Source organism: Adlercreutzia aquisgranensis (assembly GCF_943193145.1).
Classification (GTDB): Bacteria; Actinomycetota; Coriobacteriia; order Coriobacteriales; family Eggerthellaceae; genus Xiamenia; species Xiamenia aquisgranensis.
In genome coordinates this window covers 14,400-28,889 of the sequence record NZ_CALPDA010000011.1, presented here as the reverse complement: position 1 = coordinate 28,889, position 14,490 = coordinate 14,400, and the positions used below count along the sequence as shown (strand labels likewise).

At 67.4% G+C, this 14,490-nt stretch carries 17 protein-coding genes; 2 read left to right on the top strand and 15 right to left on the bottom strand.

What is annotated here, in order from left to right; translation table 11 throughout:
* Positions 1-84 precede the first annotated feature (84 nt).
* From NFR41_RS07825 to NFR41_RS07800, 6 genes are all read right to left on the bottom strand, one after another.
* On the bottom strand, positions 85-1,464 hold the full coding sequence (locus tag NFR41_RS07825) for a septum formation initiator family protein (RefSeq protein WP_251231398.1): 1,380 nt from the start codon (positions 1,462-1,464) through the stop codon (positions 85-87).
* Between the two features lie 114 nt (positions 1,465-1,578).
* The gene (locus NFR41_RS07820) at positions 1,579-1,959 is read right to left on the bottom strand and encodes a metal-dependent transcriptional regulator (RefSeq protein ID WP_251231397.1); all 381 of its coding nucleotides are present in this window, start codon (positions 1,957-1,959) and stop codon (positions 1,579-1,581) included.
* 211 nt (positions 1,960-2,170) lie between these two features.
* Positions 2,171-2,422, bottom strand: coding sequence for a hypothetical protein (locus NFR41_RS07815; RefSeq protein ID WP_251231396.1), 252 nt, complete (start codon positions 2,420-2,422; stop codon positions 2,171-2,173).
* A 42-nt stretch (positions 2,423-2,464) separates the two neighbouring features.
* The gene (gene feoB / locus NFR41_RS07810) at positions 2,465-4,822 is read right to left on the bottom strand and encodes a ferrous iron transporter B (RefSeq protein WP_251231395.1); all 2,358 of its coding nucleotides are present in this window, start codon (positions 4,820-4,822) and stop codon (positions 2,465-2,467) included.
* A gap of 159 nt (positions 4,823-4,981) precedes the next feature.
* Complete coding sequence (locus NFR41_RS07805) at positions 4,982-5,227, bottom strand: FeoA family protein (protein ID WP_251231394.1); 246 nt, start codon at positions 5,225-5,227, stop codon at positions 4,982-4,984.
* An 82-nt stretch (positions 5,228-5,309) separates the two neighbouring features.
* Positions 5,310-5,648 (bottom strand): FeoA family protein, encoded by a 339-nt coding sequence (locus tag NFR41_RS07800; protein ID WP_251231393.1) that lies wholly within the window; start codon positions 5,646-5,648, stop codon positions 5,310-5,312.
* 384 nt (positions 5,649-6,032) lie between these two features.
* Between NFR41_RS07800 and thrC the strand changes: the two genes are divergently transcribed.
* Complete coding sequence (gene thrC / locus NFR41_RS07795; RefSeq protein ID WP_251231392.1) at positions 6,033-7,589, top strand: threonine synthase; 1,557 nt, start codon at positions 6,033-6,035, stop codon at positions 7,587-7,589.
* Positions 7,586-7,972: a winged helix-turn-helix domain-containing protein gene (locus NFR41_RS07790; RefSeq protein WP_251231391.1), complete on the top strand. Its 387-nt coding sequence runs from the start codon at positions 7,586-7,588 to the stop codon at positions 7,970-7,972. The genes thrC and NFR41_RS07790 overlap by 4 nt, the downstream gene beginning before the upstream one ends.
* 110 nt (positions 7,973-8,082) lie before the next feature.
* Here NFR41_RS07790 and NFR41_RS07785 read toward each other — a convergent pair whose 3' ends face one another.
* The 9 genes from NFR41_RS07785 to NFR41_RS07745 all read right to left on the bottom strand — a co-directional run bounded on the left by NFR41_RS07785 (position 8,083) and on the right by NFR41_RS07745 (position 14,487).
* Positions 8,083-8,607, bottom strand: a complete 525-nt coding sequence (locus tag NFR41_RS07785; protein ID WP_251231390.1) for a prepilin peptidase — start codon at positions 8,605-8,607, stop codon at positions 8,083-8,085.
* A gap of 330 nt (positions 8,608-8,937) precedes the next feature.
* Complete coding sequence (locus tag NFR41_RS07780) at positions 8,938-9,297, bottom strand: DUF192 domain-containing protein (RefSeq protein WP_251231389.1); 360 nt, start codon at positions 9,295-9,297, stop codon at positions 8,938-8,940.
* 61 nt (positions 9,298-9,358) lie between these two features.
* The gene (locus NFR41_RS07775) at positions 9,359-9,880 is read right to left on the bottom strand and encodes a hypothetical protein (protein ID WP_251231388.1); all 522 of its coding nucleotides are present in this window, start codon (positions 9,878-9,880) and stop codon (positions 9,359-9,361) included.
* Entirely contained in the window at positions 9,877-10,368 is a 492-nt protein-coding gene (locus NFR41_RS07770; RefSeq protein ID WP_251231387.1) for a hypothetical protein, read from the bottom strand. Before NFR41_RS07770 ends, NFR41_RS07775 begins: the two co-directional genes overlap by 4 nt.
* Positions 10,359-12,482 (bottom strand): molybdenum cofactor biosynthesis enzyme, encoded by a 2,124-nt coding sequence (locus NFR41_RS07765; protein ID WP_251231386.1) that lies wholly within the window; start codon positions 12,480-12,482, stop codon positions 10,359-10,361. The genes NFR41_RS07770 and NFR41_RS07765 overlap by 10 nt, the downstream gene beginning before the upstream one ends.
* The gene (locus tag NFR41_RS07760) at positions 12,479-13,093 is read right to left on the bottom strand and encodes a TadE/TadG family type IV pilus assembly protein (RefSeq protein WP_251231385.1); all 615 of its coding nucleotides are present in this window, start codon (positions 13,091-13,093) and stop codon (positions 12,479-12,481) included. Before NFR41_RS07760 ends, NFR41_RS07765 begins: the two co-directional genes overlap by 4 nt.
* Entirely contained in the window at positions 13,077-13,370 is a 294-nt protein-coding gene (locus NFR41_RS07755) for a hypothetical protein (RefSeq protein WP_251231384.1), read from the bottom strand. Before NFR41_RS07755 ends, NFR41_RS07760 begins: the two co-directional genes overlap by 17 nt.
* Positions 13,334-13,555 carry a Flp family type IVb pilin gene (locus NFR41_RS07750; protein ID WP_251231383.1) on the bottom strand — a complete coding sequence of 74 codons (222 nt, stop codon included), beginning with the start codon at positions 13,553-13,555 and terminating at the stop codon, positions 13,334-13,336. Before NFR41_RS07750 ends, NFR41_RS07755 begins: the two co-directional genes overlap by 37 nt.
* Positions 13,556-13,572: 17 nt before the next feature.
* The gene (locus NFR41_RS07745) at positions 13,573-14,487 is read right to left on the bottom strand and encodes a type II secretion system F family protein (RefSeq protein WP_251231382.1); all 915 of its coding nucleotides are present in this window, start codon (positions 14,485-14,487) and stop codon (positions 13,573-13,575) included.
* Positions 14,488-14,490 lie beyond the last annotated feature (3 nt).

The window sequence follows — 14,490 nt, the reverse complement described above, 5'->3', positions numbered from 1 at the left end:
CCTCGGCCGCCCGGCATCGCGGCCGAAGGCCACGCCTCCTTACGGAAAACGGGCCCCGAAAGGCCCGTCTCAGCTGCTCGCCGCCTACTCTACCCCGAACAGCGGGTCGAGGATCGGCGAGTACCACGTTTGCGGAAGCTCTATGTCCGCAGGGTCGATGTTGGCCTGCAGCAGGCTGTTCTCGGTGATGTCCACGTCCAGCCCCCGCACGTTGGCGGTTTGCTCGCCCTTCTTCACCCAGCCCAGCTGCTGGTGCGCCCGCGCCTCCAAGCCCGAATCGGTCTGCAAGTCGGCCAGGTCGGTCTGCAGCCGCCCGTGACGCGCCTCCACGGACGCGTACTCGGCCTCCAACCGGTCGTGCTCGCGAAGCGCCTGGTAGTATTGCTGGGCAGGTTCGTACAGGAACACGCCCAGAGCCACGAGAAGCCCCACGCCCAGAAGAACGTTTCGCAGCCCGCGGACGACACCGACGCCGGCGTGCTCCTTCGAGGCCGACGAGGACAGCGTGCGGGCCGATTCGTTGGCCCCGCTGCGCTGCATGCGCGTGGCCTTGCGCTGCTTGGTTCCCATCTCGCCCTTGTACACCGCCGCGCGCGGGCCGCCGGCGCCCGTCGCGGGCTCGTCCGAGCCGAACTGCCGGTCGAACTTGCGGTCGGCCTGCTCCTTGCGCTTGGCGCGCTTGCGCTCCTCGCGCTTCGAGCGGCCCGAGGCCTCTTCGTCGCGGCGCACGTCCTCTTCGTAGTCGTCGGGGGTGTACACCGCCGAGCGGCCAACCCCGGACGCTTCGCCGGCTGCGGACTCCTCGTCCCAGAACACCTGGTCGTCGGCGGACCCGTCGTACCAGCTAGGAGCGGTACGCGCCGCAGAGGAGCCGCGTCGCGAAACGGACGGCGCGGGGACGGCGGGAAGAGAGATCCCTCCGGAGCGGCCCGCTGCGCGGTCGCGGCGCTGCGATTCCCCGCGGGAGCCATCGCCGTAGAACGCCGGGTCGAATCCCTGGTCGTACCAGGACGGCGTTGCATCGAAGCGCTTCCGACCTGCGGAGAAGTTGTTCGCACGATAAGCGGAGTCCGACGGCGCAAAGCGTCCATCGTCCCGGGACGATTGGCCCGGGGCAAGCGGCATCCGGCTGGAAGAGCGAGCGGAGCCGACGGCGCGGCGTAACGGGGCGGACGCCCCCGGACGCAGCGATGCGGCGGACGAGGATTCGACCCGATTGCCGGGAACCTGACGGCGGGCGTAACCCGCAGCGCCCGAAGAGCGCCCCGCAGCGGTCGCAGAAGGCCGCGCGGAGCCAGCGGACACGCCGCCGCTCCTGAACGGCGACACGAATCCCTGGTTCAAGCGGTCGCTCAAGTCGACGATATGGCCCACGGCGTCCGCAGACGACGGAACGTAACGCTCCCGCGCAGATCGCGCGCGCAAAGCGTCATCGTAGCTGACGATGTTGCCCCGTCGGGTCATGAAGTAGCAGTGCCCCTTTGCGAGATGTGGTTCGTTTACGGTTCGTTTGCTGCAAGAAGCACCAATCAGGATAGCACAGCGGGATGCCCCGCAGGGCGAGAGGATGGAAAACGGTTACAAATTAAGGGATTGGATATAATCGCGCCACTTTTCGAAAGACTCGTCGCTGATGGCGTGCTCCATCTTGCACGCCTCCTCCTCGGCGGTTTGGGCGTCGATGCCCAGCGCCTTCTCCAGGAACGCGCACAGAAGCTCATGGCGCTCGAGCACAGCGTGCCCGTAGGCGTAGCCGTCGGCGGTCAGGGTGATGTCGCCGTAGTAAGGCTGATCTACCAGCCCCTGCTCCTTCAGAAGCGAGATGGCCTTGGAAACGGAAGCCTTGGAAACTCCCAGCTTGTTTGCTACATCGACCGAGCGAACCGGCGACGAGACGCTGCCGCCCAGCATCACGATGGCTTCCAGGTAATCCTCGTGGGACATAGATACTTTTTCCACAGACGACTCCTCACTTCGACGGTGCCACCATGGTACCACAGCCGAGAGGTCCGCCAAGCGAAATCGGCGATGCGCATGCCGCGGCGCTCCGGAAACGAGAGATCCCGCGGCCCCAGCCAGGAGCCACGGGATCTCAGGAACACCGAACCACCCGAAGACCAGCCGATCCGGCGCAGTTATACCGCTGCCGCTCTGCCCGAAGGCCGAGCCCTTACAGGCGGCTCAGCCGGTCCGACATCTCACGCACCGCCGCGCAGCTGCACGAAGGCCCAGCAGTCCCGGCGCCGTCCTCCGACGCCTTCGACGCAGCCCCGTGCGAACAGCCCGAGCACCCGGAGCAGCCTCCGTCGCTGTGGCAGTCGCACAGGCCCTTGCGCACCATCCGCCGCACCGCCAGCACCACCAGGGCAGCGACGACCAGTAAGATGATCGCAGTAGAGGGCGTAAACGTCAGATCCTGCACGATGGGTCTCCTCCTTCGGATGGGTCGAGTTCGCAGCGAACCCTAGGCGTTGGCCTTGGCCTCGCCGGCCGACTCCAGCTTGGCCGCCTTCTTCTGGTCCTTCTTCTGGAAGTCGGGGGTGGGACGGAAAATCTGGAACAGCATCAGCGCCAGCAGCACCACGGCCACCACGGTCCAGAAGCTGAAGCCCACCTCGCCGGTGGCAAGGCCGCCCAGCTGGTAGATCAGAAGGGCGACCACCCACGCGAACCCGCACAGGTAACCGATGGTAGCCCAGGTCCACTTGGCCGAGCGCATCTGGTTGCGGATAGCGCCGATGGCGGCGAAGCAAGGGGCGCACAGCAGGTTGAAGGCGCAGAAGGCCATGATCGCCACGGAGCTTCCGCCCATAAGGGTGGCAAAAGATGCCCAGATGGTGGGATCGTCCTCGCCCACTTCGCCCAGGCTCGTGATGATGCCCACGGTAGCCACCACGTTCTCCTTGGCCACAAGGCCCGTGACGGTGGTGGCCACGGCCTCCCAGTTGCCGAAGCCCAGCGGCATGAAGATCCAGGAGAGGAAGCTGCCGATACCGGCCATAAGCGAGTACTGGATGTAATCGTCGGCCTCGGTGTCGAGCAGACCGAAGGCGCCCTCGTACATGCCGAAGTTCAGCAGGAACCAGATGACGATGGAGGACAGGAAGATGATGGTGCCGGCCTTCACGATGTAGGCCTTGACGCGCTCCCAGGTGGCCAGCAGCACGTTCTTGGCCGTGGGCAGGTGGTACTGCGGCAGCTCCATGATGAAGGGAGTGGCCTCGCCGGCGAAGGCGCGGGTCTTCTTCAGCATGATGCAGCTGACGATGATGGCAAACAGGCCCAGGAAGTAGAACAGGGGGGCCACCCACCAGGTTCCCTCGTAGAACTCGCCGGCCAGGGCGCCGAACACCAGCGCGATAATGGGTAGCTTCGCGCCGCAGGGAATCATCGTGGTGGTCATGACCGTCATGCGGCGGTCCTTCTCGTTCTCGATGGTCTTGGTGGCCATGACGCCGGGCACGCCACAGCCGCTGGAGATGAGCATGGGGATGAACGACTTGCCCGACAGCCCGAAACGGCGGAACACGCGGTCCATGATGAAGGCGACGCGGGCCATGTAGCCGCAGCCCTCAAGGAAGGAGAGCAGCAGGAACAGGATGATCAGCTGGGGAACGAAGCCGAGCACCGCGCCCACGCCGGCGATGATGCCGTCGAGCAGCAGGCTTTGCAGCCACGGCGCGCAGTCGACGGAGGTCAGCCACTCCTCCACCACCACCGGCACGCCGGGATGCCACAGACCGAACTCGGCCGGGTCGGGCTCCTCAAGCGTGCCCGCCTCGAACGCGGCTACGCCCTCGGCGGTCTCAAGCGCCGCTTCAAACTCCTCCACCGCCTCGTCGTACTGCTCGGTGCCGGTGTAGAGCCAGCCGTCTCCGAACAGGCCGTCGTTGGCCCAATCGGTGGCGATAGTGCCCACGGTGGACACCGAGATGTAGTACACCAGCGTCATGATAACGATGAAAATGGGGAGGCCCAGAATGCGGTTGGTGACCACGCGGTCGATCTTCTGAGTGGTGGTCATGGTGGCCGGGGCCTTCTTCACGCAGCGGTCAACCACATGGGCAATGGCGTCGTAGCGCTCGCCGGTAACGATGGACTCCGCGTCGTCGTCCAGCTTGCCCTCCATGGCCTCGCGGATGGAGGCGATCTTGTCCATGGAGTCAGCGGGCAGCTTCAGCGCCTGCTCCGTCAGCGACTCGCCCTCGAACAGCTTGATGGCGAACCAGCGCTTCTCGTTGGCCGGAACCGCCGATCCCACAATGCCCTCGATCTGGGAAAGCGCATCCTCCACCGCGGCGTCGAACTTCATGGAGGGTTTCGGCACCTTGCCGGCCTTGGCCTGGGCGATTGCGGTGGACATGAGGTCGTCGAGGCCCTTGCCGCGCAGGGCGGTGGTGGGCACCACGGGGCAGCCCAGCTGCTTGGAGAGGGCGTCGACGTCGATCTTGTCGCCGCGCTTCTCTACCAGGTCCATCATGTTGAGGGCCACAACCACCGGCACGCCCAGCTCCAGGATCTGGCTGGTCAGGTACAGGTTGCGCTCAAGGCTGGTGCCGTCGACCAGGTTGATGACCGCGTCGGGGGTACCGCTGAGCAGGTAGTCGCGGGTAACGATCTCTTCGGGGGAATAGGGCGACAGCGAGTACACACCCGGCAGGTCCGTGATGATCACGTCCTTGTCGGCTTTGTACTTGCCCTCCTTCTTCTCCACCGTAACGCCCGGCCAGTTGCCAACGTACTGGTTGGCCCCCGTCAGGTCGTTGAACATGGTGGTCTTGCCGCAGTTGGGGTTGCCGGCAAGAGCAATGGATAGTGCCATGGTCTGCGATTCCTCTCTCCGTTTGCGCCCGAAGCCGCCTTGCAGCGGGCTTGCAAGCGTCTCGCTTTGGCCGAAGCTTCCAACTAATTGTTAGTTTAAGCTAACTGCTGGCCTGAAAAAATGCGCCTCAGCGGGCGCCGGCGGCGGTCGTGCAGGGCCTTAGGCCACCAGCACGTTCTCCGCTTCGCTCTTGCGCAGGGACAGCTCGTACCCCCGCACGGTCACCTCCAGCGGATCTCCCAAAGGCGCCACCTTGCGCACCGTGACGTCGACCCCCTTCGTGATGCCCATATCCATGATATGGCGCTTCACCTGGCCTTCGCCTACCAGCTTCACCACCCGGGCCGTAGCTCCGATCGGCACGTCCCTCAGCGTCTTCACGACGCTGTCGGTCTGTTCGGCCATGAACCTTCCTTTCCTCTCGTCGAACCTGCTGTTGATGAAATTCAAAGGCAGCCCGCAGCTGCCCTGAGTCTCCCTGCGCGATTTAGGCGGCTGGCACGGTCACGATCCGCTGGGCGGCGTTACGGCCCAGCGCCACCTGCGCGCCCTTCACGTCCACGATCAGGTCTCCCCCGATGCCGCTAACCACCTTCACCCGGGCCCCCTCGACAAAGCCGAGGTTCTCCAGGTGGTGGTGCAGCTCCCCGCCGCCGCGCACCTTCAGCACCGATGCGCTCTCGCCGCACTTCAGAAACGAAAGCGGCATGGTCTGCCCCTGTGGCATCGAGCTGCTTGCCGCAGCGCTTGCCGAGGACGCCGTAGAATGCGGGGCCTTCTGCACCGTGAAGTGCGGCGCCTCTGCCACTGCCGCGAATCCGTTCATGGAACCCTCCTCAGCCTTCCTATAAGTTAACCGCAACCAACTGAGCATTCTAGGCGTGTTCCCCGAAGAATGGAAGCTTTAGTTAACTTTTTTTCCATGCTCCACAAAGAATGGAAACTTTGGTTAACTTTTCTAAGCCATCGTAGCGAAACGCCTCGTCGAGAACAGGGCTGCACCCAGAGCCGCCCGAGCGGAGCGCGCCCGTCGGCAACCGTCTTCTCGGGCGCCGGCACCCCGCGAAAGACCGCAGGATTTCCGCTTCTTCGCCCACGGGCCGCTAAAGTTGTTATACTGAATTTGGATAATCGAGAGACAGATACTGCCGACACGCCCGCCGCGCCGACAACGCCGCGACGGGCCGCAGCGGGGGAAGGACGTAGGCTTATGGCGGACAACCGGTTCATCGACACGCGCGGGAACCTGGAGCAGCCGGTCGCATTCACCCAGGCGGTGGTGGACGGCCTGGCTTCGGGAGGGGGCCTCTACGTGCCCGAGCACCTTCCGCATTTCACCGAGGACGAGTTGCGCAACCTGGCCCGTCTTCCCTATTGGCAGCGGGCCGCCGCCGTGTACAAGGCCCTGCGCGTTGACCTGCCCGATGAAACCGTGGACTCTCTCATGCGGCAAATCTACGGAAACGCCTTCGACACCGAGGACGTCTGCCCCATCACCACGCTTTCCGAGGGCACCCACGTGCTGGAGCTGTGGCATGGGCCTACCAGCGCCTTCAAGGACATGGCGCTGCAGTGCCTGCCCCGCTTCTTCCAGGCAAGCGCCCAGAAGCTGCGCGCCCAGGGCAAGCTCGAGGGCGACTTCCTCATACTGGTGGCGACCTCGGGAGATACGGGCAAGGCCGCGCTGGAGGGCTTCCGCGATGTGGAGGGGGTGCGCATCGCGGTCATGTATCCCCACGGGGGCGTGAGCGACATCCAGTACAAGCAGATGGCCACGCAGCGCGGCAGCAACGTGGACGTGTGGGCTGTGCGCGGCAACTTCGACGACTGCCAAACCGGTGCCAAGCAGGTGTTTTCCGACGCCGACTTCAACGAGCGCCTGGCCGAGGAGCAGGGCGTGGCGCTGTCGTCGGCAAACTCCATCAACTTCGGGCGCCTTGCACCCCAGATCGTCTACTACCTGTCCGCCTGCGGCACGCTACTGGCCGAGGGGGAGATCGAGCCGGGCGGCGCGGTGGACGTCTGCGTGCCCACCGGCAACTTCGGCAACATCCTGGCCGCCTACTACGCCAAGGTCATGGGGGCTCCCATCGGCATGCTGCTGTGCGCCAGCAACGAGAACCGCGTGCTGGCCGACTTCATCAACACCGGCACCTACGACATCGCCGACCGTCCCTTCGTGCTCACCCCCTCTCCCTCCATGGACATCCTGGTGTCGTCGAACCTGGAGCGCCAGCTGTTCGAGCTGACCGACCGGGATGCAGGCGCCATTCGCGGCTGGATGCGCGACCTGGGCGAGACCAAGCGCTTCCGCGTGGACGAAGAGACCTTCGCCCGCATGCGCCAACTCTACGCGGCGGACTCCGTCAGCAACGACGACTGCTTGGCCACCATCAAGGAAGTCTTCGACGAGCACGATTACCTGATGGACCCCCACACCGCCGTGGCCTACCGGGTAGCCGAGCGCCTTCGCGGTGAGAACCCCGTGCTCATAGCCAGCACCGCCCACTGGGCGAAGTTCGGCGACAACGTCTACCGCGCGCTTCACGGGATGGCCGCAGGCGAGGCGCTGCCGGATGAGGTGGCAGCGCTTTCCGGTTGCCAGCTCAATCGCCTGATCGCCGAGGAGACCGGGGACTTCAACATCCCTGCGGGGCTTGCCGAGCTGGATTCGCTGCCCATCCGCTTCAGCAAGGTCATCGATCCGGGCGCGGCCAGCATCGAGGAGTCCGTGACCACGTTCCTGCAGGAAGGAGCCAGCGCATGAGCACCGTGCAGACCGAAACGACCGAAGCCCGCCAGGTCAGCGACGATCCCTTGAAGTCGCTGACCCCGGTCATCCGCCTAGCCATCGCCGCCACTTCGAACCCCCACGGCTCGGAGTTCGGCCGCGGCGTGGCGAAGCTGTGCCGCGGCGTGCAGGACAAAGGGTCCCTGAACGCTGCCGCAAAGGATATGGGCATGGCCTACAGCAAGGCATGGCGCATCCTCCGCGACACCGAGACGGCGCTGGGCGTAACGCTGCTGCACCGCGACGGCGCTCACGGCTCCACGCTGACCGAGGATTGCGAGCGCCTGCTCAAAGCCTACTCCGAGATGGAGGAGCGCCTGCAGCAGATCGCCCGCGAGGAGTTCCGCTCAGCCCTGTAGCCCTGTAGCCCTGCAGCCGCGCAAGACGCGACGCTCCCCGCGCAACCGCAACGCGCGCAGCGCAACCCGGCGCCCCCACGACGGCTCGCCCTCGCGGGGGCGCCCGTGCGTCAGGGTCCCAGCAGCACCGAGCCGATCGGCCATAGCGCCAGGAAGGGCGCGTAGGGAACGCCGTCCCGCCAGCGCAGGCGCCCGCAGGCCAGGCCTATGGCGCATACGGCCACGGTGCCGGCCGCGCACAAAGCCACCCCCGAAGGAGCCGAAGGCCCGGTGGCCACGCAAAGCGCCGCGATCAAGCGGATATCGCCGCCGCCTATGGGGGATGGCGGAGCGCCCTGTGCGGCACCTGGGACGACGCCCGGCGGCTGCGACGGGCAACGACGGCGAGCAAGCAGCCGAGACGCCCGCAAGGCAAAGGCACATAGCAGCATCGCGACAAGCGCGTAGGCCAGCCCCCAGGCCAGGGTCGGCACGCCATGGCCGAGCAGCTGAGCTGCCAAGCCGCACAGGGCAACGCCGTAGCAGCTGGCCCGAGGGATCCTGCGCCGCCGCAGATCCTCGGCCACCGCCCAGCCCACGCATGCGAAGCAGCCGGCGAAGCTAAGCGCGCGAAGCGCCTCTGCCCATCCTGCCACGACGGCACCTACGCGCCCGCTCGGGGCAGCGCCACGTCCACCCGCAGCCACCATCGGCCATCGGCTCCGCGTCTCCAGTGCGCCTCGGCTTCAACCGCAGGTGGCGGCGCGGCGGTCGCCGCATGGCGGCCGAGGCCATCGGTGGCCGCAGACCGCACAGGCGGTGCGAACACAAGGTTCTCGCGATAGCATTCGGGAGGAGGCTCTTCCGTGGCAGACGGCGCGCAGGCCATCCCCGTCGCCCCGCCGTCGAGTCCGCTCGCTGCCGCGGAGCCGCCCCGATCGAACCGGTACAGGCAGCCATAGCAAATCGCCGCATCGTCGAAGGCCTTAGCCTTGCACACAGGACACACCTTCATCCTCTTCCTCCCTCCCAATGCCGAGAACCACCCGGTCCCCGGGACAAAACCAGCTGCCGCCGTCACTCGCCTGACGCTCTAGCACGCACGCGGCGCCCTTAACCGCCATGCGTCTGCCCGGCGCAAGGTTGCGCCGCGAGGCAAGCACCGTGCCGTCCTGGCCGACGAACGCCACGTCCACCGCAAACCGCATGCCCACCGTATGCACGTCGCAGCACGGGGCAAGCATCAGCACGCCCTCGAACCGGTTGCGGCCGAGCAGGCCGCGCAGGCGCGCGCACGCGCTTGACGCCACGAACAGCGCCCCGGGGCAGTGGCCGCCAAACCGCACGGCAAGCCCCTCGGCGCCAGCACCGCCGACAAGCCGCCCAACGTCGCACGAACGCCTCTGCCTACCTGTAGCACACAACTACGCTCACCTCGTTTCCTATCTGCGCACATGCGACACTCGCCCAGGAAGGACCGCCGCCCTGCGCCGACGGCTCCCGCCGAAACGTCGCCTGGCAGCCGTCGGCACCTGGCGAAGCCTCCCATCCGCTATCCCGCAGCTCGCAAGAGAGCTGCGCGCATACCTCCCGAGCATCGCCCGAGAGCACGAACCCCGTAAGGCCGAGAGCCTCGTCGGAAGCTACTTCCCGGGCGCTGCGGGCGGACGGGGACGCCTCCGCAAGCCATGTCGGAACATCCCCCGTCGGCCAACGCGACTCGTCAGAGCCAAGCACCAGATCACGCAGGGACGCACGCATCTCCTCCGTCTCGCCCCCGAAGACCGAGGGCGCTCCGCAGGCCCGCGAGCCGCCTGCGTCCGCCGCACCCACCATCCCCTGTACCGCCGGCACCGATGCCACAAGCAGCGCCACCGCAGCGAACGCCGCCACGGCACGCCCGGTCTGCACTGCCGGCCGGGCGCTCATAGCAGCACCCCCGGCTTGTAGCAGTCCACCACGATCTGCGCGCTATGGCTCAGCCGCGGAAACGCCACGCCGAACGCCTCGGAGCGGAAGGGGTATCCGAACAGCGTGGGAGCGAACCGCAGCGTACCGGTGAACCTCGTATGCCCCAGCCCCGCATCGTCGGCCCGGACGGCCACTTCGACGTTACCCTCGGGAAACGCCTGGTCCATAGCTTCCTGCACCAACGTCACGCTTTGCGCCGTCCCCTGACCGTAGGCCGGCGACGCCGCATGCACGCGAACCGCATCGCAAAACAGGTTGTCGAAGGCGGCGCACTGCCCGAAGAACATGGCGGCATTGACGACAACGAGCGCGACCACCAGCAGCACCGGGAAGGCCACCGCCAACTCCACGGTCATCTGCCCCCGCTCGCCAGGTGCCCTTCCGGCCCCCTCAACAGGCGGCCCAGGGCATCCGCCCAGTATGCCGCGCATCTTTCCTACTCCCATGGGCGCTCGCCTCCCCCTTGCGCCTGAAGGCGGCGCAGCCACGCGAAGGCCTCGGACACCGCACCGCGAGCACCTTCCGCAACCGCCGGGGGAAGGCCCAACGACACGGTGAAGGGCTCGCCCGCCCCGGGGACCACCTTGACCTCGGCCACGGTGATGCCCCCTACCGCTTCCTCGACCCGCTCCAACGCCACCTCCTCCAGGCTGCCCATAACGCTGGCGAACGAGTCATTGCCCTCCAATGGATGCGCAGCAACGGCCCCTTTGGCCCGCAGAAGCGCATCCAGCGTCGCGCCGTCGCCGGCAGCGGCTACATGGGCGGTGTTCACCAGCACCGGCCGCAGAGCATCGGTGTTCGCCGGCTGCAGCCGGGCCGCCGCCACGGCATCGCGCAGCGCGCCGGCCACCATGCGACCCAGCCCCGCATCGCCCGCGAACGGCAGAGCGTCGATGCCCCGTTCCACCGCCGCCAGCAGCCCGTCATGGCCGCGGGCGTATCCGTGGAGCAGATCGGACCAGCAGGTCAGCGCAACATCGGCAATACCGGCCACCGACCCCGCAACGGTTTGGCTCTGCGCCGCGGAATCCAGAAGCGCGGTCAGCACCGACTCCCCCTCGCCCGTCGGGTCCGCCACCAACGTCGCCCCCGACACGGCCACCCGGCAACCCGCCGAGCCTGCATCGGGCGCGAAAGCGTTCGCGAAGCCGCCCGCCGCCGAATCGTCGGACAGGTTGGCTGCGACCACCACGGCTCCGAACGCGCCGGGAGGCACCACCGATATGCGGGACGCGGCCGCAGCGGAAAGGCCTTCGCTCACCGCGCCGATGGCCCCTTCTGCGATCTCGCGCGCCTCGTCGAGGGCCGGCTGCCCCTCCTCAAGGGCCGCCTGGTAGTCCAAGGCGGCTCGCGCCACCGCAAGGTAGTGGTACTCGAAGCCGTTGTCGATACGGGACGAGGCCGAGGCCACGCTGCCCATGCTCTCGGCGGAGAACCCGCACAGCTCGCATTCCGAAAAGCCTTCGCGCTCCATCTGCCAGATCGAGCCCAAGGCCGCACATCCCTGGGCGTTCGGGCAGCCCTCCCACGCATGCATGGCCATGCCGTCCCCCGCCGGGCCGTAAGGGTATACCTCGTTGGTGTACAGGCTGGTCAACCGCATTTCCTTGGTATTCTGGGGCAGTAGCGGGAAGAACATGTCCACCCCGTTTTCGCCCTCGAGTACATAGCCCTGCCCCACCTTGTTCGCCGCGTAGGCGTAGAAGCGCTTGCGCAGGGCCGACTTCGCCTGCTCCTCCACCGAGCCGTCCAAGGGACGCTCGACGGCAAGCCGTCGGGGGTAGTAGGCCTGGGCCCGGGCCAGCGCCACCGAGAACGACCAAGCGTCCACGCTGGAAAACGTCGGGTTCTGGGACGCCGGCAGCTGGGCTAGGGAATCGGCGCGCTCCTGCATACAGTAGCCGGGGGCATTGCCACAGTCGTGGGCGAACGCGTCGTCCTTGGCCTTTTGCGCCCGCTGCCGCGCCTGCTGCGCGCGGTCGACCGCGTCTTGCAGATCGGGCAGCGCTGCCTCGGCGCCGTCGAGGACCTCGTCAAGCTCCCCCGGCGCCGGAACCGTAGCGGCAGAGCTGTCGCTTGGAGCCAGCAGCGCCACGGCAACGTAGCGCTGAGCCGTGCCGGAATTCTGGGACGCCACCGAAAGGGCCTGCGCGGCGGCGATGAACGGAAGCGCCCGCTGCGCCTTCTCCAACCCTGCCTGGGCCTTTCGGACGAAGTCGTCCCTTGCCTGCGCCAGGGTTCGGCCCGCGGAAAGCAGCGCCTGCGCAGCCGGAGCGGCGAAGGGAACGCAGCCCACCACCATGCCCAGCCCCGTAGCCGCCATGCTGCCCAACGACAACGACAGCGCCACCGCATCGCAGGCGCGCACCACCACCATGAACTCCGCCACGGGGTTGAGCGCCGCGAGGGCGCAGGCGTCGGCTACGTTCTGCACCTTCGACGAGACTGCGTATATGCGCTGCAGCTGACCGAGGGAGAACACGAGCGAGAGCGCAAGCAGCAGCGACAGCGCCATGCCGGCCGTCGTCATGCCCCGCTCGTCCCGCACGAACCTCATTGGAACCACCCTCCGATCCACAGCGCAGGAATCCGTCCCGCGTCCGCTCCGTCTATCCACTCCGGCTGGGCCAGCGCCGAGCGCTCCACCCGCACCACCAGATTCCCCTCTTCGTTGACCAGGCCCAAAAGCGAGGCCGCCGCGCCCAACAGGGGAAGCGGTCGAACCTGGTTCTCTATGCGCGCGCTCACGTATCCGCTGCCCTCGTCGCCCGCAAGCTCGACAGCCCACGAGCATTCGTCCCCGTCGTGCACGTGGAAGCACGCGACGGGCGGGATAGAGCCGAGCCGATGCAGCACGGCGGCCCGCGCAGCCTCGTCCATGGGGCCGGCCGCATCGGTCTTCGTCGCCAACATGCGGCACGCCTCGCTGGCCGCCGCCTCCATCACCATGCGGTCGTAGAGGATCAGCCCGGGCTGCAACAGCAGAAGCAGCAGCAGTCCGAGCACCGGCAACGCGAAGGCGGCTTCCACCGTAGCCTGCCCGCACTCGTCCGACACCTTCGATACGCCCAGGCCAAACCGCGGGTACCGGCAGACGACCCCGCGGCGATTCGGCTCCTTCGCCCGGCAGCCCGGCGAGGGGCGGCGGCGCTCAGTACAGCAGTGCATCGGCAACCCCTCCCGCCGACGACAGCCCGTGGGACGCGCTCGCAATCCCGTGAGCCGCCACCGCGCCGCCATCGAACAGCCCCAGCAAAGCGGAAAGCCCCGCCGCCAGGGCCAGGAAGGCGAAGAGCACCAGCGCATACTCCACCGTTCCCTGACCGGCGCAATCCAGCGCAAACCATGCCGGCGGCCCTGCATTGCCGCCGCAAGGCGCACAGCCTTGCGGTTCGCGGGACGCCAGCGTCACAGGCCGTTTATGCCGTCGGCGATAGCGCTCCATAGCTCCTCTATCTTCGGTCGGAACAGCGTGATGGCGACGATGGCTATGACCACCAGCACGCCCACCAGAATCGCGTACTCCGTAGTACCTTGCCCTCGCTCGTCCAGCCGCGCCCTTCCGGCGGCAAGACGCACGCGCGCCCGCGAACACGCCGCCCATGCGGCCAACCTTCGAACCTTCTCCATGCTCAACCTTCCCTTCCTCATTCCGCCAACTGCAGCAGGACGGGCCCCAGCACCAGCAGAAGCAACGCCGGCAGCATGAACGCCGCCGTGGGGACCATCATCTTCACGGGGGCTTTCGCCACCCTCTCCTGCAACTGCGCCTTGTGCTGCGCCCGAGCCTCGGCGGCAGCCTCGTCCAACATGCTCGCCAAGGGCGTGCCCAGGCGCAGGCAGCGGGCCATGCCGCGCACGATGCGGTCGAGCTGCGGCGAGTCGTAGCCTTGGCTCAGCCGCTGCAGCGCCTCCTCGCGGGAAGCAAGGCCCGACGACCACAACTCCATGGCCCGTTCGCAATCCGCCGCCAATGCCGTGTCGAAGTGCCTGGCGTACAGCCCCATGGCCTGGTCGAACGCCATGCCCGACCGCAGACCCAAGGCCATCACCTCCAGCATCTCGGGCAGCTCCCGGGCTAAGCCGCGCTTGCGCTGCCGCTCGATCCCCTTAAGCTCCCGCGCGCACAGGCCGCCGCCCGCAACGCACCCCGCGATGCCCAGCAGCATCGTCAGCTCGGCCGAGAGCGCAGCGCCCACCGCTGCCCCGGCTGCCGCGCCCGCGAGCGCCAGCCGCTCCGAAGCTCGCCGAAGCCCGACGCCCGAAAGTTCGTCTCCGAAACCGGCCCTCTCGGCAAGCCGGAGGAGATGCCCGTCCAGACGCCTGGAGAGCCCGCGCCCAAGCCCTGCCGAGCCGCCCTTCTGCGCAGTCCCCAACCGCACCGCCAAGGCCAGCCCCGCAGGCAGACGGCGCGAATCGGCCCCCGGCAGCCGTTGCCGCGCGATGCGGCGCGCCCGGTGCGACAGCCAGCGCCGATCCCTGCCTTCGCGCAGAAAGGCGGCCGCCGCTACCCCGAAGAGAAACGCCGCAAGCGCCGCCAGCGCAGCAAGCCCCTGCACCATCGC